This window comes from Streptomyces sp. TOM-9 (assembly GCF_056858595.1).
In genome coordinates, this window is sequence record NZ_JBXEQB010000001.1 from 563615 (window position 1) to 586991 (window position 23377).

Below are 23377 nucleotides of genomic sequence, written 5' to 3' on the forward strand. Positions count from 1 at the left end.
CGCGGGCGGCCCCCGTCGCGGCGCGGCATCGGCGCGGGTGTGCCCCGGCGCGCCCGGGGCACCGCGGAACGCACCTCTCGACGCGGGGCTGCGCCGACGGCCCGGGACCGCCGTGTCAGCCGCTCGCAGGAATCACTTCCGTACGGTGAACTCCCCCGTCAGCGCGCCGAGCCGGACGCTGTAGGTGCCGGCCGTGCCACGGCGCACGGTGAAGTCGACGCGGACGTCGTGCCCGGCCCGGACGCGGACCGTTGTGCGCTGCTCGACCGCGTCTCCGACCAGGAGCACGGCCTCGTAGTCACCCGTCCGCTCACCGACGTTCTTGACGCGGGCGGAGACGTGCACCGCCTTGCCGGGCCGGGCGCCGTGCGGGGTCACGGACAGCCCGCTCAGCGCGAAGACCGGCTCCGGGCCCTCGACCCGGTCGTGGACGAAGACGTCGTACCGGCGGTTGGTGTCGTCGGCGACGAGATTCGTCGCGGCGCTCTCGAACGCCACGTACCGCCCGTCCCCGCTGAGGGAGGGGAGGTCGGACGCGCCGTCGGCCTCCGCCCCCTCCAGACCGGTGGACACGCGCTCGGTCGTACCGGCCGTGCGGTCGCGGACGAAGACGTCCACCTGCCGGTTGGTGTCCACCGAGGCGAGGTTGGTCGCGTAGCTGTAGAAGGCGACCTTGCTGCCGTCGTCGCTCAGCGCGGGTGCGAAGGCCCAGTCGTCGGCCGGGGCCCCGGCGGAGTTCACGGAGACCTGCTCGGAGGTGCCGGTCCGCAGGTCCTGGGTGAAGAGCTGCCAGTTGTTGGTGAAGGCGACGACCCGTCCGTCGGCGCTGATCACGGGACCGGTGTTCTCGCCGGGCCGCGGGCCGGGCACCAGGGTGGTGGTGCCGGTCTGCCGGTCGCGGACGAAGACGTCGGGTTCGCCGTCGGTGTCGCCGGGCACCAGGTTGCCCGCGGCGCTCTGGAAGGCGACGTAGCGTCCGTCGGCGCTGACCGACTGCTCCCTGGAGGCGCCGTCGCCGGGACCGCCGTCGGGGCCTTGCGAGATCCGGCTGGTGGTGCCGGTCTGCCGGTCGCGGACGAAGACGTCGGTGGTGTTGTTGGTGTCGCCGGGCACCAGGTTGTCGGCGTCGCTGTTGAACACGGCGTAGCGTCCGTCGGCGCTGAGGGCGGGGGCGGAGGACAGGCCGTTGCCCTGGGTGCCGTCGGAGGCGACGGACACGCGTTCCGTGGTGCCGGTCCTGCGGTCGTGCACGAAGCCGTCGGTCTGCTGGTTGGTGTCGCCGGGCACGAGGTTGGTGGCGCCGCTGTTGAAGCCCACCCACCGCGCGTCGGCGCTGAGCGTGGGCGTCAGGGAGAAGCCGTCGGCCTGGGCGCCGTCGGAGGCGACCGACACGCGCTCGGTCTCCCCGGTGTTCAGGTCGGTGACGAAGACGTCGAGTTCGCCGTTGGTGTCGCCGGGGGCGAAGTTGGAGGCCGGGCTGGCGAAGGCCACCGCGGAGCCGTCGGCGCTCAGCTTGGGCCACCACGCCTCGTGGTTGCCCTGCTTGCCCTCGGAGGTCAGCGACACGCGTGCGGTCGCGGACGGCCGGGGCAGTTGCAGGGCGGCGCGGGCCGCGGGACCCGATCCGCGGACGACGACCCGTACGGGCTTGGAGCGGGAGATCCCCGGGGCGTTCGCGGACACTTCGTAGGCGCCGACGGGGACGTCGCGGATGGTGTAGCGGCCTTCGCGGTCGGTCGTCGCCTTCAGCGGGTCGGGGACGTCGAGGACGGTGACCGTCGCCCCGGGCACGGTGGAGCCCGTCGGGCCGAAGGTGACCCGGCCGGTGATCACACCGCGGCGGGTCCGCTCGAGCCGCGGGGAGACGTCGGTGTACCGGTCGGTCCGCACCCGCGCGGTGATCTCCTGCGCCACGTAGCCGAAGCGGGTGAGCCGCAGTTCGTGCGTGCCGGCGGCGAGGCGCAGCTCGAACCGGCCGTCGGCGCCGGTGGTGACGGTGCGTCCGGTGCCGGTGAGGGCGACGGTGACTCCGGCCAGCGGGCGGCCGGTCCTGGTGTCCTTGACCGTGCCGCGCACGCCGCTGCGCAGCGCGGCCTCCTTCACCGCGGCGTAGGCGTCGATGCGGCCCCAGCCGTAGCGCGGGTTGGGGCGCGCGCCGTAGCGCTGGTCGAAGAAGGAGGTGCCGGTGAGGATGCCGAGGGCGTCGTCGACGGTGAGGCCGGGGCGGGCCTGGAGCATCAGCGCGACCGTGCCGGACACATGGGGCGTGGCCATGGAGGTGCCGCTGAGCAGCCCGTACTCGCCACCCGGGAGGGTGGACAGGACGTCCACGCCGGGGGCGGAGACGTCGGGCACCACGTACGACTGCGGCCATTCGGCGGGCGCGTCGATCCAGTCGCTGCGGTCGACGACCTCGCCGCAGGAGAAGTCGGCCACGTCGTCGGCGTCGTCGGTGGCACCGACGGACACGGCCTCGTACACGTTGCCGGGGCTGGCGGAGCCGCTGACGCACTGGTTGCCGATGGCGAAGGAGGGGAACACACCGGCGCGGTAGATGTTCCGGGTGGGCTCGATCAGTTCGTCCGCGTAGCCCTCGGCCCCGAGCGACATGCTGACCACGTCGGCGGGTTCGCCTGCGGGCCTGCCCTCGGCGTCGTACGGGGCGATCGCCCACTCCATGCCCGCGATCACCTGGGCGAGCGTGCCCGAGCCGCCGGGGATGATCAGTCCGGCCATGAGGTCGGCGCCGGGTGCGACGCCGATCGCGGTGCCCGAGGCGTCGCCGCCCGCGATGGTGCCGGCGACGTGGGTGCCGTGGTAGCTGCTGTCGTGCGGGAGGGAGGCCACGGGCTCACCGGTCCCGCTGAACTCCAGCCAGCCGCCCGGGTGGGCGGGGTCCTTGGCGTCGTCGGTGGTGAGCTTCCCGGCGAGGTCGGGGTGGCCGATGTCGACGCCGGTGTCCAGGACGGCGACGCGCACGCCCTGGCCGGTGGGCCCCTGCTCGGCGCGCACCTTGTCGACGCCGATCTTCGTCAGGCCCCAGGTGCTCGGCGCGGCGGCCGCCGCACGGGTCGCCTTGGCGTCCTTGTCCGGCTCGGCGGGGGGTGCCTGGAGGGTGAAGTTGGGGATGATGTGGTCGACCGGGGCGAGGGAGGCGAGCTCCTGGAGGGTCTGCGGCGTGACCTTCACCAGGACCATGTTCTTCAGCCAGAAGGTGTTGAGCACCTGGTCGCCGCGCGACTCGACGAGGTCCACGACCGGGGACTGCACGGACCGTGCGCTGCGCGTGAGTTCGTCCCGCACCGCGCCCGGGTCCGCGGCCTGCCCGGGGAGTCCTGCGCGGTCCCGCAGCACCACGGCCGCCTCGACGCGTCCGTCACCCCGTGCCCGGACGGCGTCCATCCTGCGCAGCAGCGTGGGGTCGATCTTCTCCCGGCCGGCCTGCACCGGGCCCGGCGCCGCCGGACCGTTCTCCTGTGCCGCGGCCGGGAGCGCCGTGAGCAGCAGCGTGCACAACCCGAGGGCCGGCAACCAGGCGCGGTGGCGCCGTTGTCGGAGCGAGCGGCGGGTGGGCAGCGGCATGGGCGCTCCTTCGTGCGACGTGTGTCCACGTCCTGGAACCGGAATGTCGACGTACCGCGGGGAACGCTGACATCCGGTTCACCGGGCTGACAAGATGATCGCGGGGCGACTTCCCGTCAGGTGACGGAAGTACGACACATGAAGAGAGCGCGAAGGCGGACCGCGGACCATGCTCGAATCCATCGGCCTGAGCCGGCAGGACGAATCGGTGTACGAGTCCCTCGTGCGCCGGGTGCACGCCACGGTCGCGGACCTGGCCCACGACTGCCGGCTGCCCGCTCCCGCGACGCGGCGCAGCGTGCGGTCGCTGGTCTCCCTCGGCCTCGCCGTGCGCTCCACCGGACGCCCCGTCACCTACGCCGCGGTCTCACCGGACAGCGCCCTGGAGGCCGTACTGCGCGACAGGGAACGGGCGTTGAACGACGTGCGCTCCCATGTCTCCGGCCTGATGGACCTGTACCGCGCGGGCACGCGCTTCGTGAACCCCGGCGAGCTGGTCGAGGTCGTCTCGGGGCGGGACGACGTCAACCGCCGCTGGGCGCAGCTCCAGCAGAGCACGCGCACGCAGGTCCGAGGCTTCGACCGGCCGCCGTACGCCTCGGTCGAGGAGCACACCGAGCCCAACCCGATCGAGCTCGAACTGCTCAAGCGCGGCGTCGCCTACCGCGTCATCTACGACAGCACCGTGCTCGCCCTGCCCGGCTGGCTCGCGGACGTCACCGTCGGCGTCCGCCACGGCGAACAGGCCCGGGTCGCGGCCGGCCTGCCGATGAAGCTCGCCATCTCCGACGACCGGCTGGCCATCATCCCCCTGCTGCGCCCCGGCGACGACGCGGTGACGGCGTCCTACCTGATTCACCCCTCCCCCCTCCTCGACGCGCTGATCGCCCTCTTCGAGGCGGTCTGGGAGCGCGCGGTGCAGGTACGCCTCCCGGCGAACGGCGCCTCCTTGGGAAGGCTGGAGCCGGCGCCGGACGGACTGTCCGCCGAGGAGGCGAAACTGCTGACGCTGCTCGCCGCGGGCGCCACCGACAAATCCGCCGGCCGCGCCCTGGGCTGGAGCGAACGGACCGTCCAGCGCCACGTCACCCGGCTCATGCAGCGCTTCGGCGCCCAGACACGCTTCCAGATCGCCATGGAGGCCACCCGCCGCGGGTGGATCTGACAAGGCTTCAGCCGACGACCCGGGGCCTCACGCGCCGCGTCCCGGCGAGAACCTGCGGACCCTCTGGGCGCCGTGTCGCTTCCCGCGGACCGGACGGGATGTCACAAAATGTCCGGGGTGCCGCGGGCACCGCGCCGTTCCGACGAGCCGCCAGGGAGTCCTCTTGGGTACCACCGTCGCAGATGTCATGGTCGCGGCTCTCGCGTCCTCCGGTGTACGGCGGGTGTACGGCCTGCCGGGGGACTCGCTGAACGGCTTCACCGACGCCCTGCGCCGCAACGGGACCGTCGCGTGGGCCCACGTGCGGCACGAGGAGACCGCCGCCTTCGCCGCGGCGGGCGAGGCCGCGGTCACCGGGCGGCTCGCGGTGGCGGCGGGCAGCTGCGGACCGGGGAACCTGCACCTCATCAACGGGCTGTTCGACGCCCAGCGCAGCCGTGTGCCGGTGCTGGCGATCGCCGCGCACATCCCGCGGGCCGAGATCGGCGGCGAGTACTTCCAGGAGACGCATCCGCAGGAGCTGTTCCGTGAGTGCAGCGTCTACCGCGAGATGGCGAGCCTGCCGGAACAGGTCCCGCGGCTGCTGCGCATCGCGATGCGCTCGGCGCTGGAGCGCAGGGGCGTCGCGGTGCTGGTGATCCCGGGCGAGCTGTTCCTGGCCGGAATCGACCTGCCCGTCCCGCCCCGGCCCGTGGTCGGGACCTCCTCGCACGTAAGGCCCGACGACGCCGCCCTGGCCCGCGCCGCGGAGGTCCTCAACAGGGCGGAACGGGTCACGATCCTCGGCGGCGCGGGCTGCCACGACGCGCACGACGAGGCGGTGGCCCTGGCCGACGCCCTGAAGGCGCCGATGGTGCACGCGCTGCGCGGCAAGGAGTTCCTGGAGCACGACAACCCGTACGACGTGGGGCTGACCGGCCTGATCGGCTACAGCTCCGGCTACCGGGCGATGGAGCACTGCGACGCGCTGCTGATGCTCGGCACCGACTTCCCGTACCGCCAGTTCTACCCGGGCCCCGACGTGCCGGTCGTCCAGGTCGACTTGCGCGGCGAGCACATCGGGCGGCGCACCGACGTCGACGTCCCGCTGGTCGGCACCGTCAAGGACACCGCCGCCGCGCTGCTCCCGCTGCTCCGTCCCCGGGCCGACCGGTCGTTCGCGGACCGGATGACCGGCCACTACCGGAAGGTGCGCGGCCGGCTGGACCACCTCGCGGCGGCCGGTCCTTCGGACTCCCCCATGCACCCCCAGCACGTCGCGGCCACCGTCGACAAGCTCACGACCCCGGACGCCGTCTTCACCGCCGACGTCGGCACCCCCACGGTGTGGGCGGCCCGCTACCTGACGATGAACGGCCACCGGCGGCTCATCGGCTCGTTCAACCACGGCACGATGGCCAACGCCCTGCCGCACGCCATCGGCGTCCAGGCCTCCCATCCGGGACGCCAGGTCGTGGCCCTGTGCGGGGACGGCGGCCTGAGCATGCTCCTCGGGGAGCTGCTCACACTCCGTCAGCTGGACCTGCCCGTCAAGATCGTGGTCTTCAACAACACCGCGCTCTCCTTCGTGGAGCTGGAGATGAAGGCCGCGGGCATCGTCAACTTCGGCACCGACCTGGGCGAGGCGGACTACGCCGAGATCGCCCGGGCGGCAGGACTGTTCGGCGCCAGGGCCGAACAGCCGGGTCAGCTCGCCGAGGCGCTCTCGGCCGCGCTCGACCACGACGGCCCGGCCCTGGTCGACGCCCGTACCGCGCGCCACGAGCTGTCCCTGCCCCCGAAGATCACCTACGGCCAGCTCAAGGGGTTCACCCTCTTCGCGACCCGCACGATCCTGTCCGGGCGGGCGGACGAGATCGTGGAACTGGCGAAGACCAATCTGCGGGATCTCGGCTTCGACTGACAGGCCGAGCGGGAGTGGGCCCCGCGGACGCCCGCCGGGCCGTGGGCCCGGCGGGCGCGACGCGCCGTCAGGGCTGCAGCCACCAGGGGCTGGAGTAGGCGACACCCAGGTCGTTGCAGGGGTGTCCGGACGGTCCCGGCTGCCCGTTGGGCTGCGAGGGGTCGGAGATGCGCAGCACCACCCAGTCACCGTCCTCGACGTCGAGCGGGACGGTGAACTCGGCCAGGCTGCCGGACGTCGTGGGGACGACCTCGGCAACGGCCGGCGCGCTGGAGCCGGGGCGGAGCACTTGGACGTGCAGGGGCCTGCCCAGCCAGTCGGGGCCTCGGTCGAGGTCCACGGCGAAGCGGACGTCGCCGGAGGCGAGCGGCAGGACGCCGCCCATCTGGACGCCGTTGGCAGTCGCGTCCAAGCGCAGCCCGGAGAAGCGGGTGGCGAAGAAGCGGCGGGCGCGCATGGCCTCCAGTACGCCGGCCCGGGTGTTCTCGGTGACCCAGAGCCCGGCGCGGCCCACGCCCTCGACCTTGCCCCACTCGCTGCCGTGGTGGTCGCTGACCCCGGTGATCCCGGTGCGCCAGCCGGCGTTCAGGACGGCGTTGAGGTGCGAGGACCTGCGGTCCGACCAGCCGTCGAAGAGGTAGTCGTCGCCGCGGTTGAACATCTCGACGCTGACCATCTTGTCGCGCACCGCGGCCGAGTAGGCGAAGTCGTTGAAGCGCCCGATCTCGCGGCCCGGGTGGTTGAAGCCCGCCACCGCGTCACGGCCGGCGATCCAGTTGTAGAGGGAGCCCATCGAGCTCGCCCCGCCCAGGTCGACGAACTGGTCGGTGAACCACACGTTGGCGTGACCGAGGAGCGGGTGCGACCACTCGAAGCCGCGGATCGCGGTGTAGGCGCCGGGGACGTCGGCGGCGTCCGCGAGCTGACGGGTGCGGTCCCACTCCCCCTTGGACAGGCCGTTGATCGAGAGCAGGGTGGTGTGGTCGGTGAGCGCCGCCACGTCGAGCCCGGCGTCACGCATGGAGGCGAACGCGAGGGCGGGGTCGCCGTCGCCGTCCGACATCAGGGTGTGGTTGTGCAGGTCGGCGTGGACGAGTCTGGTGCCCTGGGTGACGAGCGAGGCCCGGGAGGCCCCGATCCGGTTCGTGGCGGGGGTGCCCGCCGCGGTACGGGTGCCCGCCGCCTGGGCGGTTCCGGGCAGGGAGGCCGCGATCAGCAGGCCGCCCGCACCGGCGAGGAGGGAACGTCGGCTGGGTCCGTGCGCGTGCGTGTGCGCCGAGTCGGCGTGGTGTCCACTCATGGCGGCCAGTACAACTGGTTGACAGGAGCATGGCCGAAATCAAGGGTTCCCGTCGGATGAACGCCTCGCGCCCGCCGGGTGCCGCTCAGCGGGGTGCGTCCGGCCCCACCAGCGTGCGGACGAGCGGGACCCGGACCAGGACGAACGCGCCCGCCACCACGAGCAGCGCGCCCAGCAGCATGGGCAGGAGCCACCAGCCTCCCCGCAGCCGCTCCTCGAACACCGTCACCCCCAGCGCGAGGCTCACGGTCGCGTCCCCCAGCGTCAGCGCGGGCTGGGAGGCCACCAGGGGCCCGGACTGCATGGCGTTCTCCAGGAGGAAGACGGCCGCGACCCCGACGAGTGCGAAGCCGTAGGTCTGCCACACGGCGAAGAAGGCGGTCGCACCGTCGGTGGCCCACACCTGCGTGGCGTCCTTCAGGAGCCCGGCGGTCAGCGCGTAGCAGATGGCCGCCGACAGGCCGAAGCAGGCGGCGCGCACCCGGCCCTCGGGGCGCCGGACGGCGGTGCCGACGAGCACCAGGACGGCGGCGGCACAACTCGGCACCGCCATCGCCCACAGCCCGGTGCGCGGCCGGTCGACCCCGCCGCTCGGTGATGCGGCCCACAGCCCCACGCCCAGCCCCACCACCATGGCGGCGACGGCGGCCCAGCCACGCGGCGGAAGCCGGCGGCGCAGCACCAGGCCGCCGATGAACAGGGCGAAGGGCAACTCCAGGACGAACAGCGGCTGGACGAGCGAGAGCGCGCCGTTGAGCAGGGCCAGGGCCTGGAACGCGGCCGCCGCGATCACCGCGCCGAATCCGGCGAGCCACACGGGCTTGCGCAGCAGTTCACCCATGAGGGCCGGACGCAGCCCCACCGAGAGCGGGACCGTGCGGGCCGCGTAGCGCTGGAGCACGGTGGCCAGGGCGTTGCTGACGGCCGCGAGCAGCGCGAACAACACGGCAAGGGTGGTCTGCACCAGGGCTCTCCTCCGGATCCCGGCCCACGCTAACCGCTGCGCTCCCCCACCGCGCCGCGCGACGCGTCGCAGGCCCTGCGGCCTCCGGCAAATGCGGTTGACGCCACTCGCCGTCCACCGGTTTCCTGCTGCGATGCCGACCCTTCGCATCGAACGGCCCCACGGCGACGCCATGCTCGAGGACTGGCGGTTCGTCCACAACACGATCATCCCCACCGGCCCGCTCTCCCTCGACGACGTGCGCGAGCGATCGCAGCGCAACCACCTGGAGGTCGCCTACCTCGGTGACGCCGTCGTGGGCTGCACGACCGTGCGACCGCCCACCGGCGAGGAGGCCACGGCCACGGTCATCGCCCGGGTGCTGCCCGACCACCGGGGGCAGGGCTTCGGCATGCGGCTCTACACCCGGGGGATCGACCGGGCGCGCGAGTTGGGCGCAGTGGCGGTCGAGACGGTCGTCCTGGCGTCCAACACCGAGGGGCTGCGTTTCGCGCAGGCGCGGGGCTTCGTCGAGGTCGAACGCTACGTGCTGCCCGGAGACACCATCGCCTACGTCACCCTGCGGCTGGCCTGAGGCCCGTACCCGCGCCCGTACCCGCGGCCCGTGCCCGATCCTCCGGACCGACCCCGCAGAGCACGCTCAGGAGCGGTCCGCGGGAGCGCTGCGGCGCAGGTAGCGCTCCGCCACCTCGCGCAGCCGGTCACGGCCGAAGCTCCGCCCGTGGCCGGGGTGGACGACGCGGACGTCCAGGTCGGCGAGGAAGGCCGCGGTGCGCCGGTAGGCCGGCACGTCGGACTCGGGCAGGTCGTCGACGAGGTAACCGTCGTAGACGGCGTCGCCGGAGTACAGCGCCCCCGTGCGCTCCTCGAGGAGGGCGACGGAGCCCGGCGTGTGCCCCGGCAGGTGGAGGACGGTGAAGGTCCGGTCGCCGAGGTCGATCCGCTCGTCCCCGCTCAGGGTGCGGGTGAGGGTCACCGGGCCGATGCCGTAGCTGCCGGGGTCGTACCCGGGGCCGGGCAGGGCGTCGAGGAGGAGGTCCGGGAAGGACGCGCCGACGTCCTCGGTGCCGAGCCGTTCGGCGAGTTCGGGCCCGTACAGGCTCGCCGGCACGCCGCGCGCCAGAGCCGCGGCGTCCGCGGTGTGGGCGACGCGCTCGGTGAACTCGTGGGCGCCGCCGACGTGGTCGAGGTGGGCGTGGGTGAGGAGCAGCAGCGGGTCCCTCGCGAAGACGTCCGGGAGCTCCCGGTGCAGCGGCACCACCCCGAGACCGGCGTCCACGACGAGGTCGCGTTCGGAGCCGTGCAGCCACCACACGTTGGCCTTCACGATCTGGTGGGCGTGCGGCTCGCTGATGCGGACGATGCCGTCCTCGACGTCGCGTCGCTCGTACCAGTGCGTCATACCGCCCCAGTGTCCTCGCCCCGGACGCCGGCCCGGAGGCGGGGTCCACAGGTGGGGTCAACAGGTGGAACGGGGCGGGGCCGCAGACGGGGACGGGGTGGCCGCGCCTCCCCGGCAGCCATGTGCGCGCTGCCGGTGACGACCCGGCCACCCCGGTCGCGGACCGTCAGTTGCGGATGATGTTCTCCGCCTGCGGTCCCTTCTGTCCCTGGGTGACGTCGAACGTCACGGCCTCACCCTCGACCAGTTCGCGGTAGCCGTTGCCGGCGATGTTCGAGTAGTGCGCGAACACATCGGGGCCACCTCCGTCCTGTGCGATGAAGCCGAAGCCCTTTTCCGAGTTGAACCACTTCACGACGCCTGTCGCCACCGCGTCCATCCTTCACGTGCCAGCCGCCGAGCCACGCCGACTGCGTGACCCGGAGTCGCCTCCTGACGGAGACGGCCACGGAGCCCTCTTTACCCGACGCGGGGCGTTTTTACGCCGGGTCCTCGCATCTGTACGTCCCCTGCCGCAACGGACCGCCCCGCGGCCGGCATCCCGGGCCCCACCCGGCGGGCGGACCGCGCGTGGGTGCGGGCGCGAAAGGGCCGCGATTCCCCCGCGCCGCTCCGCACCGACTTCCGCACATTCGTGGAGCAATGCCCGGAGTCGGCCGGAGGAGTCCGGCAGACTTTTTCACGGCAACGGGTCGACACGCGTAGATGTTTTAGGTTAAATGGTGCATACGCAGCCGCGGCAATCCCTCGGGGAAGGCCTTGCGGGCCCCTTGTGACGAGTTCGTGTGCGTGATACGTTCCCGGCGTCAGCGGGGAGTGTGGGCGGAAATGCATAAAAGGCAATCTGTCGACCGTGTCCAAGAAGCGTCCGGTGATCTCGGACCGAACACGTTATTAGATTCGGACGAATTCAGTCCGAAGTTCCTCATGCTCGGACCGGTGAGGATAGCGGACGGCGGCAACGTCATCGCACTTCAGCCGTCGAAGCCCGCAAATCTCCTCGCGGCTCTCCTTTTGCATCCCAATTCCACGGTGTCCGCCGAATTCCTGCAGCGGGTGGTCTGGGGCGAGGAGCGCCCCGTCAGCGCCAGGTCGGCCCTGCACACCTGCGTGCAGCGATTACGGCAGCTCTTCACCAAGTACGGCATCGCCGGCACCCTCATCGAGGCCGTCCCAGGGGGCTACCGGATCGCCGCGGACGCCGGCTCGCTGGACCTGATCGCCTTCCGCGACCTGCTGCGCGTGGCCGACGAGGCGTCCGGACCGGAGCGGGAGCTGCACGTCCTGCGGACCGCGCTGGCCCTCTGGCAGGGGCCGCTGCTGGCCAACATCCACTCCGACATCCTCCGGCGCGAGGTCGTGCCCCGGCTGACCGAGGAGCGGCTGCGCGCCATGGAGCGGGTCTTCGACCTGGAGCTCGCGCTGGGCCGCTGCCGCCAGGTGCTGTCCGAGCTCTGGCCGGTGGCCCGCTCCCACCCGGCGCACGAACCCTTCTGGGCGCAGCTCGTCGAGGCGCTCCACCGCACCGGGCGGCGTGCCGAGGCGCTGTGCGAGTACCGGGTGGTGAAGGAGTACCTGCGCTCCGAGCTCGGTGTCGACCCCGGGGCCGCCCTGCAGCGGCTGGAGCTCGCGGTGCTGCGCGGCGAGGACCTCTCCACCGGCCCTCCCGGGCGTTACCGCCCGCATTCCGGCGCCAATGGTCGAGACCATTCCCGGGGTGGTTCCGATATCGCCCCCACGGCGCCTCCGACCGGAAAGCCTTTGCTGTCCCGGGGCGCCGCGCAGGTCCTCGAAACGCTCCTCGGGGCGGGCCTCCTGGAGGAGGGCCCGGACGGCCACTACCGAATGCACGACTCTCTCCGGATTCTCGCCCGCGGGGCGATGGAATTACGGACGGAGGCGTCCGGTTCCGACATGTCCTCCACCTTCTGAACGCCGTTCCCCGGCGGTTCGGGAATGTTACCGCCGGTATCCGTGTCCGCTGACCGCGCCCGAATGGGAGTAATGACGGCATGACCGCTGCGTACGAGGAAGTCGCGCATTCGTATCCCCGTATCCGCCGTGACGTCCTTTTCACCGAGACTCCGGACGGTGTCGTATTCCATAACGCCCACGGTGGATTCAATCTGCGGGGCAGATCGGCCTACAGGTTCGCCACGCTGGTCGTTCCCCACCTGAACGGGACGAACCGGGTCGAGGAGATCTGCGCGGGCCTGGGCGAGCGGCAGCAGGCCATGGTGGGTGAGCTGGTGGGCGCCCTGTACGGCAGGGGCTTCGCCCGCGACGTCCTCCCGGGCAGCGACGGCCTCGACGAACTGGCTCCCCAGGTGGCGGAGCGCTTCGCGGCGCAGGTCGACTACATCGACCACTACGCCGGCGAGGCCGGGAGCCGGTTCCGGCGCTTCCGCGACACCCGCGTCGCGGTACTGGGCGACGACCCGGTGGCCCGGTGGTGCGCGCTGAGCCTGGTCCGCAACGGCTGCGCCGCGCTCGCGCTCCCGGCCGCCACGGGCCCGGGCACCGACCCCTTCGCCGAGGCGCTGCGCGAGGCGGCGGGGCTGGAGGCCGCGGGCTGCCCCGTGGAGGTCGTCCGGTGGGACGTGACGGGCGACGACGGCTGGGACGACCTCGCCGGCTACGACGTGGTCCTGACCACCGGGGCCCCCGGGGCCGCCCTGCGGCTGCTCGAGGCCGGAGTACCCGAGGGCGTGCGCCTGCTGCCCGCCTGGGCCTTCGGCGACCAGGCGGTCGTGGGCCCGGTCATGACGGCCGGAACGCAGGGCTGCTGGTCCTGTGCCGCGCTGCGCCTGGGCGCCAACGGCGAGCCCGGCGCGGCCGCCGACCTGTGGAGCGCGGTGCGCCTGGACGACCCCGAGCAGGCCGAGCAGGGGAGGATCTCCGGTCCGCCCGCGGCGATGCTCGGCAACCTGCTGGCGTACGAGGTGTTCCGGCTGGTGACCGGCGTACTCGCCCCGGAGACCGAGGGACGCCTGGTGCTGCAGGACCTGGACTCCCTCGACGTGGTCACCGAACCCCTGCTGCCGCACCCGCGCTGCCCGTTCTGCCGCGAGGACGAGGAACCGGAAGGGGAGGCCGCGCTCACCGCCGCGGACCTGACGGACGGACAGGACCTGCGCGAGGGCGGGCCCCGGGAAGTGACGCCCGAAGCCGACGCGGACGCGGCCCTGGCCGCGCTCGACGCCCGCTCGGTGCTGACCCACCCGCGTGCCGGGGTGTTCGGCGCCTTCACCGACGACGTGTGGGAGCAGACCCCGCTCAAGGCGGGGACGGTCAGGCTGGCCGTGGGGCACGGCGACCCGCGCGAGATCACCGCGTTCGACGTGCACCACGTCGCCGGGGCCAGGCTGCGGGCGCTGTACCGGGCCGCGGAGGTGTATGCCGAACACGTCGTCCCCCAGCGGGGAGTCGTGGCGGGCGCCGCGCTGGAGGTGGCGCGCGAGAAGTGGCCCGTGCTGGCCCCGGCCGCGCTGGACATCGCCTCGGGCACCGGCGCGACCACGGACGCGGTACGCGCCTGGGTCCCGGCCGCGTCCCTCGGCGAGGCCCGTACCGCGCTGGTGCCGGCGGCGGCCGTACGGACGTTCGGCGGCCACAACCACGACCGGCTGTTCGTGCCGACCTCCGCCGGATCCGCCGCGGGGCCGTCCCCGTCGCGGGCCGCGGCGCGCGCCCTGTACTCGGCGGTGGCCTTCCACACGCTGACCGCCGCGTTGCGGTCCCGCAGCTCCGTGGCCCTGACGGGCCCGCAGTGGGCCGCCGACGACGCGGAGGTGGTCTTCCTGCGCCGTTCGGCGGCGAACCTCGGGCTGGAGGCCGAGCTGCTGGAGCTGGGCGGCCCCGGCGGACCCGCCCCGGTGATGTTCGCCCGCGCCGAGGACCCGCACACCGGACGCGCGCTCTGGGCGGTCGACGCCGCCCCCACCCCGCGCGAGGCCGCGGTCGGCGCGCTGCGCGACCTCCTCGGTCAGGTGCAGCTCGGCCGGGACGAGGCGCCGGCCGCGCCGCTCGACACCGGTGACCCCTTCCTGGGGGACCTCGACCCCATGACCGTCGCCGTCACCGGGGAGTCCGGCGAGGACGGGACGGCGGCCGCCGACGGCGCCGAAGTGCTGCGCCGCCTGCGCGAACGCGGCCTCGACGCCCTTGTCGTCGCCACCGGTTCGGCCGACCTGCGGTCGGCCGGTGTCCACGTCGCCCGGGTCCTGCTGACGCACGGGGCCGTGGATGCCCTCTGACGTGAGCGTGCGGCCGCCCGCCGTCGCCGGCGTCGTGGAGGGACTGCTGGGCGACGGCCTGCGCCACCACCCGGGTGCCGCCGCGCCGCCGCGGGTCACCCTGCTCGGCTTCCGGGACGAGCAGCGGGTACCCGCCGGCGAGGCCCCCGGATCCCCCGCCGCGCCGGTGCACCTGTACGGTCACCACGCCCTGGTGGGGCCGGTGACGGGTGCGGACGGGGCGGCGGCGTGCACGCGCTGCCTGACGCGGCGGTGGCAGGCCGTGCGGCCCGGAATCCTGCGTGACGCCCTCGAACTCGGTTCCGCCACGCGGCCGACGGGGCCGTGGCCCTTCACCACCGCCTTCGCGATGGACGCCGTCGCCGCGCTCCTCGCCGCCGCCGCGGAGCCCGCCCGGAGGACGGGGACGAGGGCGGAGGCGGGGACGGGGACGGCGGGCCGCTATCCCGTCGTCCACCTCCTGGACCTGGAGAGCCTGGAGGTGAACCGGGCCGTGGTCGTCCCCGACGCCGAGTGCCCGGACTGCGACCGGCGCGTCCCCGACTCCGCCGAGGGCGCGACCCTCACGCCCCGCAGCGTGCCCAAGGCGGACCCCTCCGGTTTCCGCGGCCGGCCGATCGAGGCGTACGACCTGCCGCTGGAGGCCTTCGTCAACCCGGTGACGGGCATGCTGGGGCCGTCGGTGGCCCCGGATCTGACGTCGGCGTCGACCGCCTCCACCGTCGGCGCCTTCACCCTGCGCTCGGGCGCGTACCTGCGGGAGTCCTACTGGGGCGGCCACACCGGCAGTTACGCCCGCAGCGTGCGGGTCGGGGTGCTGGAGGGCATGGAACGGCTGGCCGGGATGCGGGCCCGCGGCAAGCGGACCACCGTCGTGGCCCCGCTGACCGCACTCGGCGACGACGCACTCGACCCGCGGACCTGCGGGGTCTACTCGGACGCCTTCTACCGGGCCCAGCACATCGTGCGGCCGTTCGCGCCCGACCGGCCGATCCCGTGGGTGTGGGGGTACTCGCTGCGCGACCGGCGCCCGCTGCTGGTGCCCGAGGTGCTGGCGTACTACCACGCGCCCGGCGGCCTGGAGAACCGCTTCGTGCAGGAGAGCTCCAACGGCTGCGCCTCCGGCGGCAGTCTGGAGGAGGCGGTGCTCTTCGGCCTGATGGAGGCCGTCGAACGGGACGCCTTCCTCATCGCCTGGTACGCGGGGCTGCCGCTGCGGGAGATCGACCCGGCCACCAGCGGCCGCAACGCGACCCGGCACATGGTCGACCGGCTGGCGATGTACGGCTACCGCGCCCGCTTCTTCGACACGCGGATCACCTTCCCCGTCCCCGTGGTCACCGCCGTCGCGCAGCGCGTGGACGGGGGCACGGGTGCGCTGTGCTTCGGTGCCGGGGCGGCCTGGGACCCCGAGGCGGCCCTCGCCGCGGGCCTGTCGGAGATCGCCACCGACGCCGTCAAGCTGCGCCGCCGCACCGAGCGGGACCACGACCGGCTGGCGGCGATGGCGGCGGACTTCGGCACGGTCCACGTGCTCCACGACCATCCGCTGGTGTACGGGCTGCCGGAGATGGCCCGGCACGCCGCCTTCCTGCTGGACCGGGAGGAGCGGGCCGCGACGCCGCCGCTCGCCGTGGCCGACCTGCGGACCGGCCGCCCGCCGGCCGCGGACCTGCGCGAGGACCTGGAGGCGGCCGTGGCCGCGGTCACCGCGCGCGGGTTCGACGTCGTCGTGGTGGACCAGACGATGCCCGAGCAGCGGGACGCCGGCCTGCACACGGCCTCCGTCCTGGTGCCCGGGCTGGTCCCGATCGACTTCGGCTGGCACCGCCAGCGCGCCCTGCGCATGCCCCGGTTGCGCACCGCCCCGCGCGAGGCCGGGTTCACCGACCACGACCTGCGGACCGACGAGCTGAACCTCGCCCCGCACCCCTTCCCGTGAACCGCCGCCCGCGCACGACGGCAGGACAGCCGCAGACAGAGAGGACCGGACATGGGGCACACCCATGAGTACGCGACCGCGGTGATGCGGCGCGGCAGGGTCGCGATGGAGCCCGCCGACTTCGTACCCGACTGGGTGGACCGGCCCAGGAAGGAGAAGTTCTACCCGGGCGCCGAGCGCTTCCCGCTGCCCGACGGGGACTTCCCCGACGACGCGGGCGTCGGCCGTGGCCTGTCCGGGCCGCACGGCGACGCCCCGTTCAGCCTGCCGCTGCTGGGCGGCATGCTGCGCGACTCGTACGGCCTGGTGGGCCGCCGACTGGCGGTCCAGGCCAACACCGACCTGGGCACGCTGCCGATGTACACCCAGGCCAACTGGTCGCGCGGCACGGCCTCCGGCGGCGGTCTGTACCCGGTGGGCGTGCACTGGGTCAGCGGCGCCTCCGGCCCGATGACACCGGGCGTGTACCACTACGCGCCCTCGCACCACGCCGTCCACCGGCTGCTCACGGGCGACGTCTCGGGCGAGGTCCGCGCCGCGGTCGGGGACGCCCGGCTGCACCGGGACACCGACCAGTTCCTCGTCCTCGGTGTGAAGTTCTGGCAGAACTCCTTCAAGTACAACAGCTTCAGCTACCACGTGGTGACCATGGACACCGGGGCGCTGCTGCAGACCTGGCGCATGTGGGCGCAGGCCCGCGGGCTGCGGATCGACCCGGTGCTGTGGTTCGACGAGCCGCGCCTGGGCCGGCTGCTGGGGGCGGAGGCCGACGACGAGGGGGTGTTCGCCGTCGTGCCGCTGCGCTGGGAGGGGCCGGCCCCCGCCGCCGCGAGCGGGGTGGCCACGTCCGGGGTCCGCAGGGTCGAGCAGGAACGGTCACGGCGCGTGCTGGCCTTCGAGACCGTGCGGCAGGTGCACCGCGCCACGCTCGACGGCGCGTCGGCCCGTCCGGCGCCGGACGCGCTGCAGGACGCGGCGGCCCCTGCCGTGCCGCCCGGCGGTCAGCGGCAACCACTGCCGCCCGCCGCGCCGATGGAACTGAGCGTGCGCCGCGCACTGCGGGAGCGGCGCAGCAGCTTCGGGCGGTTCACCGGCATCCGTCCGCTGTCGGGGGAGCTTCTGGCCGCCGCGCTGAAGGCGGCGGAGGCGGGCGCGGCGCTGGCGACCGACGTCACTCCGGCCGGGAGCCCGCGGCTGGCGTCGCTGTACGTCTTCGTCAACCACGTCGAGGGCGTCGCGCAGGGCGTGTACGCGTACGACGGCGGGACGGCGGAGCTGCGGCTGCTGAAGCAGGGTCCGCCGGGCGCCTTCCTCCAGGCCCACTACTTCCTCAACAACTACAACCTGGAGCAGGCGGCCGCCGTGATCGTGCCGGCCGTCCGCACCCACGCCGTCCTGGATGCCGCCGGGGACCGGGGCTACCGGCTCGTCAGCGCCGCGATCGGCGCGGCCGCGCAGGCGGTCTACACGGCCACCGCGGCATCGGGCACCGCCTGCGGTGTGGCGCTCGGCTTCGACAGCGTCGCCTTCGCCGAGGAGCTCGGGCTCACCGGCACCGGGGAACTCCCCCTGCTGCTGATGCTCGTCGGCCACGAGCGGCCGCGCCCCGCCGACTTCCGCTACGAGCTCGTGCCGTCAGCGCAGAGCCGCGACATGCGGGGCGAGCAGGCCGGCCGGGAGGACGAGGCACGGTGAGCACCTCACTCGAACGGCCCACCGCCCCGCGGGCGGCGGCCCTTTCCCCGCGCTTCATGCTGCGGCTGGCAGGTCTGCCGATCGAGGCCGCGCAGCGCCTGCGCAGCGCGGACGCACGCCGGTGGGCCGACCACGTCCTGGACGAGGAGCACCGGCTCGCCCGGGCCGGCGCCCGGCTGAGCGACCCGCTGGCCGCGCTCGTGGCGGACAACGACGACGACGCGATGCGCCGCGAGGTGCTGCGGCTGCGCCGCACCGTGTTCAACAACCGCCTCCCGCAGGACGGGCCGGGCGCCCTCGCGCTCGCCGCCCGGCTGGACGGCCCGACCGGCGCGGAGCTGCTCGCCTGGCTGCACGACCGGCAGGCGTGGGAGGAACAGCGCGCGGCAGGCGCGGCCGTACTGGCGGACGCCCTCGCCGAGGGACGCACGGAACTGCGCCGGCTGGCGGCCGGGGAACAGCTGCGGACGGGGCTGCTGCTGGCCTCGCCGACCCTGGACGGGCAGCTCGACGCCTACATCCGCGGCGACGCGGCCGCAGCCGGCAAGCGGGGCCGGAAGATCGAGCGGTCGCTGCTCGCGTACCTGTACCGCACCGCCTGCAAGACCAGCCCGTTCAGCACCTTCACCGGGGTCGCCGTCGGCGAGTTCCGCGCGGACGGCGAACCGGGCGGGACCGTCCGCGTCGACGAACGCTGGACCGGGCACGCCCGGCTGAACGTCGTGGTGCTGCGGCGGCTGGCCGAGGCGATCGCCGCCGACCCCGAACGCCGCGGCGACCTGCTGGTCTCCCTGGCATCGGGCTGGGAACTGGACGACGAGCGGGTCCGCTTCGTACGGCGTTCGGTGACCGCGGGCGACGACTCCGCCGCCGTCAGCTTCGACGCGGCACGCGACCGCCTGTTCTTCCTCCGCCGCAGCGGCGCCCTGGAGGGTCTGCTCGGCCTCCTGCGCGAGCGGCCGCGGCTGCGCCACCGGGAACTGGCGGCCTGGCTGCGCACGGAACGCGGCGCGACCGCCGAGGAGGCCGAGCGCTATCTGTCGGCGCTGCTGCAGCTCGGCATGGTGCAGCTCAACTCCCTCCACCCGGACGTCCACAGCAGCGACCCGCTGCGGGACTTCCAGGAGGCACTGCGCGAGGTCGGCCGGCCGTGGGCGACCGGGCTCGCCGAGCGGCTGGCGGGGACCGCGGCCGGTGTCGCCGCGTACGCCGGCGCGCCGCTGGACCGGCGGCGTGAGCTGCTGACCGGCTTGCGCCGCGAACTGCCCGCCGTCGTGGAGTCGCTGGGCGCCGCCACCACGACGCTGCCGCAGACCCTGCTGTACGAGGACGCGCGGGCCTCGGACGGGCCCGTCACCGCCGACCTGCGGCGGTGGACGGAACTGGCCGAGGGCCCGCTCCGCTCGCTCGCCCGCGTGCTGCCCGCCTTCGACGTCTCCCTGGCGCAGCGCCTGACCTTCAAGGGCTTCTTCCTGGCCCGGTACGGCCGGGGCGGCCGCTGCGAGGACCTGCTGAGACTCGTCCACGACTTCCACGAGGACCTGTTCGAGCAGTACCTGCTCTTCACGTCCCAGCGCCCGCCGCACGACAGCCGGGAGGGCCACCAGCCGGAGGAGAACTGGCTGGGCCTGCCCCAGATCACCGCGCTGGACCGGGCCCGCTCCGCCTTCGTGGAGGGCATGCGGGAACGCTGGCGGAACCGGGACGCGGACGCGGCGGAACTGCGTGTCGACGGGGAGCTCGTCGACGCGGTCGCGGGCGAACTCGCGCCGCTCCCGGACGGGTTCGCCCCGCAGAGCCACTTCGTGCAGCTCGCCGACCGTGCCGTGGACCCGCTGGTCGTCCTCAACGGCTCCTACGGCGGTCTCTGCTTCCCCTTCACGCGCTTCACCCACTGCTTCGACACCGCCGGGGACTCCCCCGGTCTGTCGGAGCGACTGCTGGCCGCGCTGCGCGCCGCGCAGCCCGAGGGCGCGGTCTTCGCCGAGATCACCGCGGGCTCGGCGACCACCAACCTCAACCTGCACGGCCGCCTGACGGACTACCAGATCCTGTGCCCCGGGGAGACCGGCTCCGCGCCGCCGGAGGCCCGTATCCACCTCGACGACCTCTTCGTGGAGCACGACACGGCCGAGGACCGGCTGGTCGTGCGCTCGCGCAGGCTCGGCAAGGAGGTGATCCCGCTCTACCTGGGCTACCTGGTGCCGATGGTGCTCCCCGAGATCCCGCGGACCCTGCTGCTGCTCTCCCCCACCTCCAAGACGGCCCTCGACGTGTGGACCGGTGTCCCCGAGGCGCCCGCCGTCGACGGGGTGACGACCCGGCCGAGGGTCCGCCACGGCTCCGTGGTGCTCAGCCGGCGCCGCTGGACCGCCGACGCCACGGCGCTGCCGCGGCGTCCGGCCGGGGAGGACGACGCCGGCTGGTTCCTGCGGTGGCAGCGCTGGCGGCGCCGGCACGGCGTCCCCGCCCGGGCCTTCGCGACGGTGCTGCCCGGCGCCGGAGCATCCGCGGGCTGGGCGGGCGGCTCCAAGCCGCACTACGTCGACTTCGACAGCCCGCTGTCGCTGCTGGCCCTCGAGGGCCTGGTGAAGGACCCCGAGGGACGGGTCGTGCTGGAGGAGATGCTGCCGGCCGAGGACGACCTGCACGTCGCCTCGGACCGGGGCCGGCACGTCGCTGAGCTCGCGCTGGAGCTCTTCCCCACCGGCCCGGCACATCCCGTACCCGACGAGGAAGGACATGGTGAGCAGGCATGACCTCACCCGCCCGGACCGGCACCGCCGCCCCCGGCAGCCCCGGCGCGCCCGGCGACTGGCAGGCCCTGCACGTCTTCTACGCGGCGAGCCCGCGGCCGTTCCTCCTGGACTGCGTCAGGCCGCTGGTCGACGAACTCAGCCGGGACGGGCTGCTCTCCGGCTGGTTCTTCATCAACTACTGGCTGCAGGGTCCGCACGTCCGGCTGCGGCTGAAGCCCTCCTCGGCGGCCGCGGACGCCGAGGTGCGCGACCGGGCGCTGGCCGCGGTGCAGCACTTCCTCACCACGCGCCCGGCGCTGTACGAGGTGAAGGCCGGTTTCCTCGCCGACCTCTACAACACCTTGTTCGAGCTGGAGTACCCGCAGGAGCAGCGTGAGAAGCTGCTCGGCCCGGACGGCCGGATGCTGCTGCGGGACAACAACTCGGTGAGCCTGGAGCCGTACGAGCCGGAGTACGGCAAGTACGGCGGCCCGGCGGGAGTCGCCCTGGCGGAGTGGCACTTCCAGCGCTCCAGCGACCTGGTCATCGAGGCGCTGCGCACGATGAACCTGCACGTCCGCACGGTGCTGCTGGGGACGGCCGCACAGCTGATGATGGTGATGTCCGCGTCCTTCCTCGACGACGACGAGGAGCTGGCGCACTTCCTGGAGCGCTACCACGCCTTCTGGGACGGCGCCTTCTCCGAGACCAACTTCACCGCCCGCAAGGGCTACGACCGTGCCTACGGGGACATGGGCGCGGAACTCGGCCGCCGCTTCACCGCCGTCAGGGCGGCCATCGCGGACGGCGCGGAGGAGGAACTGCCGGCGTTCCTGCGGGGCTGGGCGCTGCACTGCCGCGAACTGGCCGGGCGGGTGCGGCAGCTGGCGGCAGACGGCGAGCTGGTGTTCCGGCGCTGGAGCGGGGGCGATGAGTTCGGCATCGGCGACGAGCGGCACGCGCTGGCGATGCTCATGTCCCCGTACATGCACATGACCAACAACCGGCTCTCGGTGACCATCCGCGACGAGGCGTTCCTCGCGTACGTGCTCGCCCGCACCCTGCGCGAGGGCGCGGCCGGGGCGCAGGGAGGGACCGGATGACAGCTCCCGGCATGCTGGAGGCGCGGCCGCGGCGGCGCCCGGACCTGCGCGTCGGTCCGGCGGTGCTGCGCGGGGCCGTGGAGATCCACCCGGTCAAGGACCCGGTCAGCGGCCGCCGTCACGAGCTGCGGGCCAAGGAGTTCTTCGTCCTGGACCACCTGGACGGGGAACGCACCCTGGCCGAGGTCGGCGACGCGTACGCCGCGCGTTTCGGGGCCCGTCTCGGCGAGGCCCAGTGGCGGCAGTTGCTCGGCCTGTTGTACGGGCGGCAGCTGCTGGCCGGCGCGGACGCCGCGGCCCCGGCGGGGGCGGGCGGACCGGCGGGTGGACCGGCACCGAGGGGCGCGCTGACCGGCCGGTCCACGGTCCTGAACGGGCACGTCCGCATGGTCTCCGACGCCGGGGCGCTCATCGAGGACCTGCACCGGCGCACCGCCTTCGCCCGCACACCGCTCTTCCTGGGCACGGTGGTGCTGCTGGTGTGCGCGATGATGATCCATTTGGCCGCGGAGTTCGGCACACTGGTGCGCGACATGAACCAACTGGCCCACCATCCACCGCTGTTGATGGCCGTGGGCGTCGGACTCTGGGTCAGCATGGCCCTGCACGAGCTGGCGCACGGTCTGGTGGGCCGCGCCTTCGGAGGCACCGTCACGGAGATCGGGCTGCGCTGGCGGCTGCCGGTGACGTACATGTACTGCCTGGTGCAGGACGTACCGTTCTTCGCCCGGCGCCGCCACCAGGTGGCGACCGCCGCCGCCGGACCCGCCATGAACCTCGCCCTGCTCCTGCCGCTCTGGCCGCTGTGGACGTGGGCACCGCCCGGGGCCCTGCACTCCGCGCTCGGCGGGGCGCTGCTGGTGGGCCTGGTCTTCGCGCTCGCCAACCTCGTGCCGCTGTCCCCGCTGGACGGCTACAAGCTGCTCGGGTACGGCCTGGGCGTGGAGCAACTCGCCGCGGGCAGCCGCACCTACCTGGGTGCCGCCGTCGCGGGCCGGTTCGGCCGCGGCCCGGGCACCGGCGCCTACCCGCCGCGGGCGCGTGCCGTCTACACCGCGTACGGCCTGCTGGCCGGGGCCATGACGACGGGGGCCGCCGCGCTGCTCCTGCTGTGGGCCTCCAGGACGCTGGCCGACCGCTACGGCGCCGTGGCCGGCTCGGCCCCGGTGCTCCTCCTCCTGGCCGCCGTCGTGCTGTGGCGGCTGGGCCTGGCCGCGCGCGCCAGGCGGCTGAAGCACACACCGCCGGACGGGGACCAGGCCGCGCGGGAGTCCGCGCGGCCACCCGGGACCGCGCCCGCCGTGACCGCGGATCCGCCGCGCGTCCC

14 protein-coding genes are annotated in these 23377 nt (G+C 73.9%); 9 read left to right on the forward strand and 5 right to left on the reverse strand.

Annotation, left to right across the window (positions count from 1 at the left end; genetic code table 11):
* Positions 1-132 precede the first annotated feature (132 nt).
* Complete coding sequence (locus tag AC1VWI_RS02590; RefSeq protein WP_499509249.1) at positions 133-3582, reverse strand: S8 family serine peptidase; 3450 nt, start codon at positions 3580-3582, stop codon at positions 133-135.
* A gap of 169 nt (positions 3583-3751) precedes the next feature.
* On the opposite strand from AC1VWI_RS02590, the gene AC1VWI_RS02595 reads away from it, so the two are divergent.
* Together AC1VWI_RS02595 and poxB are read left to right on the forward strand one after the other, a co-directional pair.
* Positions 3752-4747 (forward strand): helix-turn-helix transcriptional regulator, encoded by a 996-nt coding sequence (locus AC1VWI_RS02595; protein ID WP_499509250.1) that lies wholly within the window; start codon positions 3752-3754, stop codon positions 4745-4747.
* Between the two features lie 163 nt (positions 4748-4910).
* Positions 4911-6650 carry a ubiquinone-dependent pyruvate dehydrogenase gene (poxB, locus tag AC1VWI_RS02600; protein WP_499509251.1) on the forward strand — a complete coding sequence of 580 codons (1740 nt, stop codon included), beginning with the start codon at positions 4911-4913 and terminating at the stop codon, positions 6648-6650.
* Between the two features lie 67 nt (positions 6651-6717).
* Here poxB and AC1VWI_RS02605 read toward each other — a convergent pair whose 3' ends face one another.
* Positions 6718-7950, reverse strand: a complete 1233-nt coding sequence (locus AC1VWI_RS02605; RefSeq protein ID WP_499509252.1) for a CehA/McbA family metallohydrolase — start codon at positions 7948-7950, stop codon at positions 6718-6720.
* Positions 7951-8035: 85 nt separating this feature from the next.
* On the reverse strand, positions 8036-8914 hold the full coding sequence (locus AC1VWI_RS02610; protein WP_499509253.1) for a DMT family transporter: 879 nt from the start codon (positions 8912-8914) through the stop codon (positions 8036-8038).
* Between the two features lie 133 nt (positions 8915-9047).
* Between AC1VWI_RS02610 and AC1VWI_RS02615 the strand changes: the two genes are divergently transcribed.
* Complete coding sequence (locus AC1VWI_RS02615; RefSeq protein WP_499509254.1) at positions 9048-9488, forward strand: GNAT family N-acetyltransferase; 441 nt, start codon at positions 9048-9050, stop codon at positions 9486-9488.
* A gap of 66 nt (positions 9489-9554) precedes the next feature.
* Here the strand turns inward: AC1VWI_RS02615 and AC1VWI_RS02620 are convergent, their stop codons facing one another.
* Positions 9555-10316, reverse strand: a complete 762-nt coding sequence (locus AC1VWI_RS02620) for an MBL fold metallo-hydrolase (RefSeq protein WP_499509255.1) — start codon at positions 10314-10316, stop codon at positions 9555-9557.
* Positions 10317-10482: 166 nt separating this feature from the next.
* Positions 10483-10686 (reverse strand): cold-shock protein, encoded by a 204-nt coding sequence (locus tag AC1VWI_RS02625; protein WP_018557881.1) that lies wholly within the window; start codon positions 10684-10686, stop codon positions 10483-10485.
* A gap of 662 nt (positions 10687-11348) precedes the next feature.
* Between AC1VWI_RS02625 and AC1VWI_RS02630 the strand changes: the two genes are divergently transcribed.
* From AC1VWI_RS02630 to AC1VWI_RS02655, 6 genes are all read left to right on the forward strand, one after another.
* On the forward strand, positions 11349-12248 hold the full coding sequence (locus AC1VWI_RS02630) for an AfsR/SARP family transcriptional regulator (RefSeq protein WP_499509256.1): 900 nt from the start codon (positions 11349-11351) through the stop codon (positions 12246-12248).
* Between the two features lie 80 nt (positions 12249-12328).
* Positions 12329-14572, forward strand: coding sequence for a TOMM precursor leader peptide-binding protein (locus AC1VWI_RS02635; protein ID WP_499509257.1), 2244 nt, complete (start codon positions 12329-12331; stop codon positions 14570-14572).
* Positions 14562-16514 carry a TOMM precursor leader peptide-binding protein gene (locus AC1VWI_RS02640; protein ID WP_499509258.1) on the forward strand — a complete coding sequence of 651 codons (1953 nt, stop codon included), beginning with the start codon at positions 14562-14564 and terminating at the stop codon, positions 16512-16514. Before AC1VWI_RS02635 ends, AC1VWI_RS02640 begins: the two co-directional genes overlap by 11 nt.
* A gap of 51 nt (positions 16515-16565) precedes the next feature.
* A complete protein-coding gene (locus AC1VWI_RS02645; RefSeq protein ID WP_499509259.1) occupies positions 16566-18209 on the forward strand; it encodes a nitroreductase family protein in 1644 nt (547 codons plus the stop codon).
* Positions 18210-18265: 56 nt separating this feature from the next.
* A complete protein-coding gene (locus AC1VWI_RS02650; protein WP_499516700.1) occupies positions 18266-20968 on the forward strand; it encodes a lantibiotic dehydratase in 2703 nt (900 codons plus the stop codon).
* A complete protein-coding gene (locus AC1VWI_RS02655; protein ID WP_499509260.1) occupies positions 20965-22050 on the forward strand; it encodes a lantibiotic dehydratase C-terminal domain-containing protein in 1086 nt (361 codons plus the stop codon). The genes AC1VWI_RS02650 and AC1VWI_RS02655 overlap by 4 nt, the downstream gene beginning before the upstream one ends.
* Positions 22051-23377: the final 1327 nt, after the last annotated feature.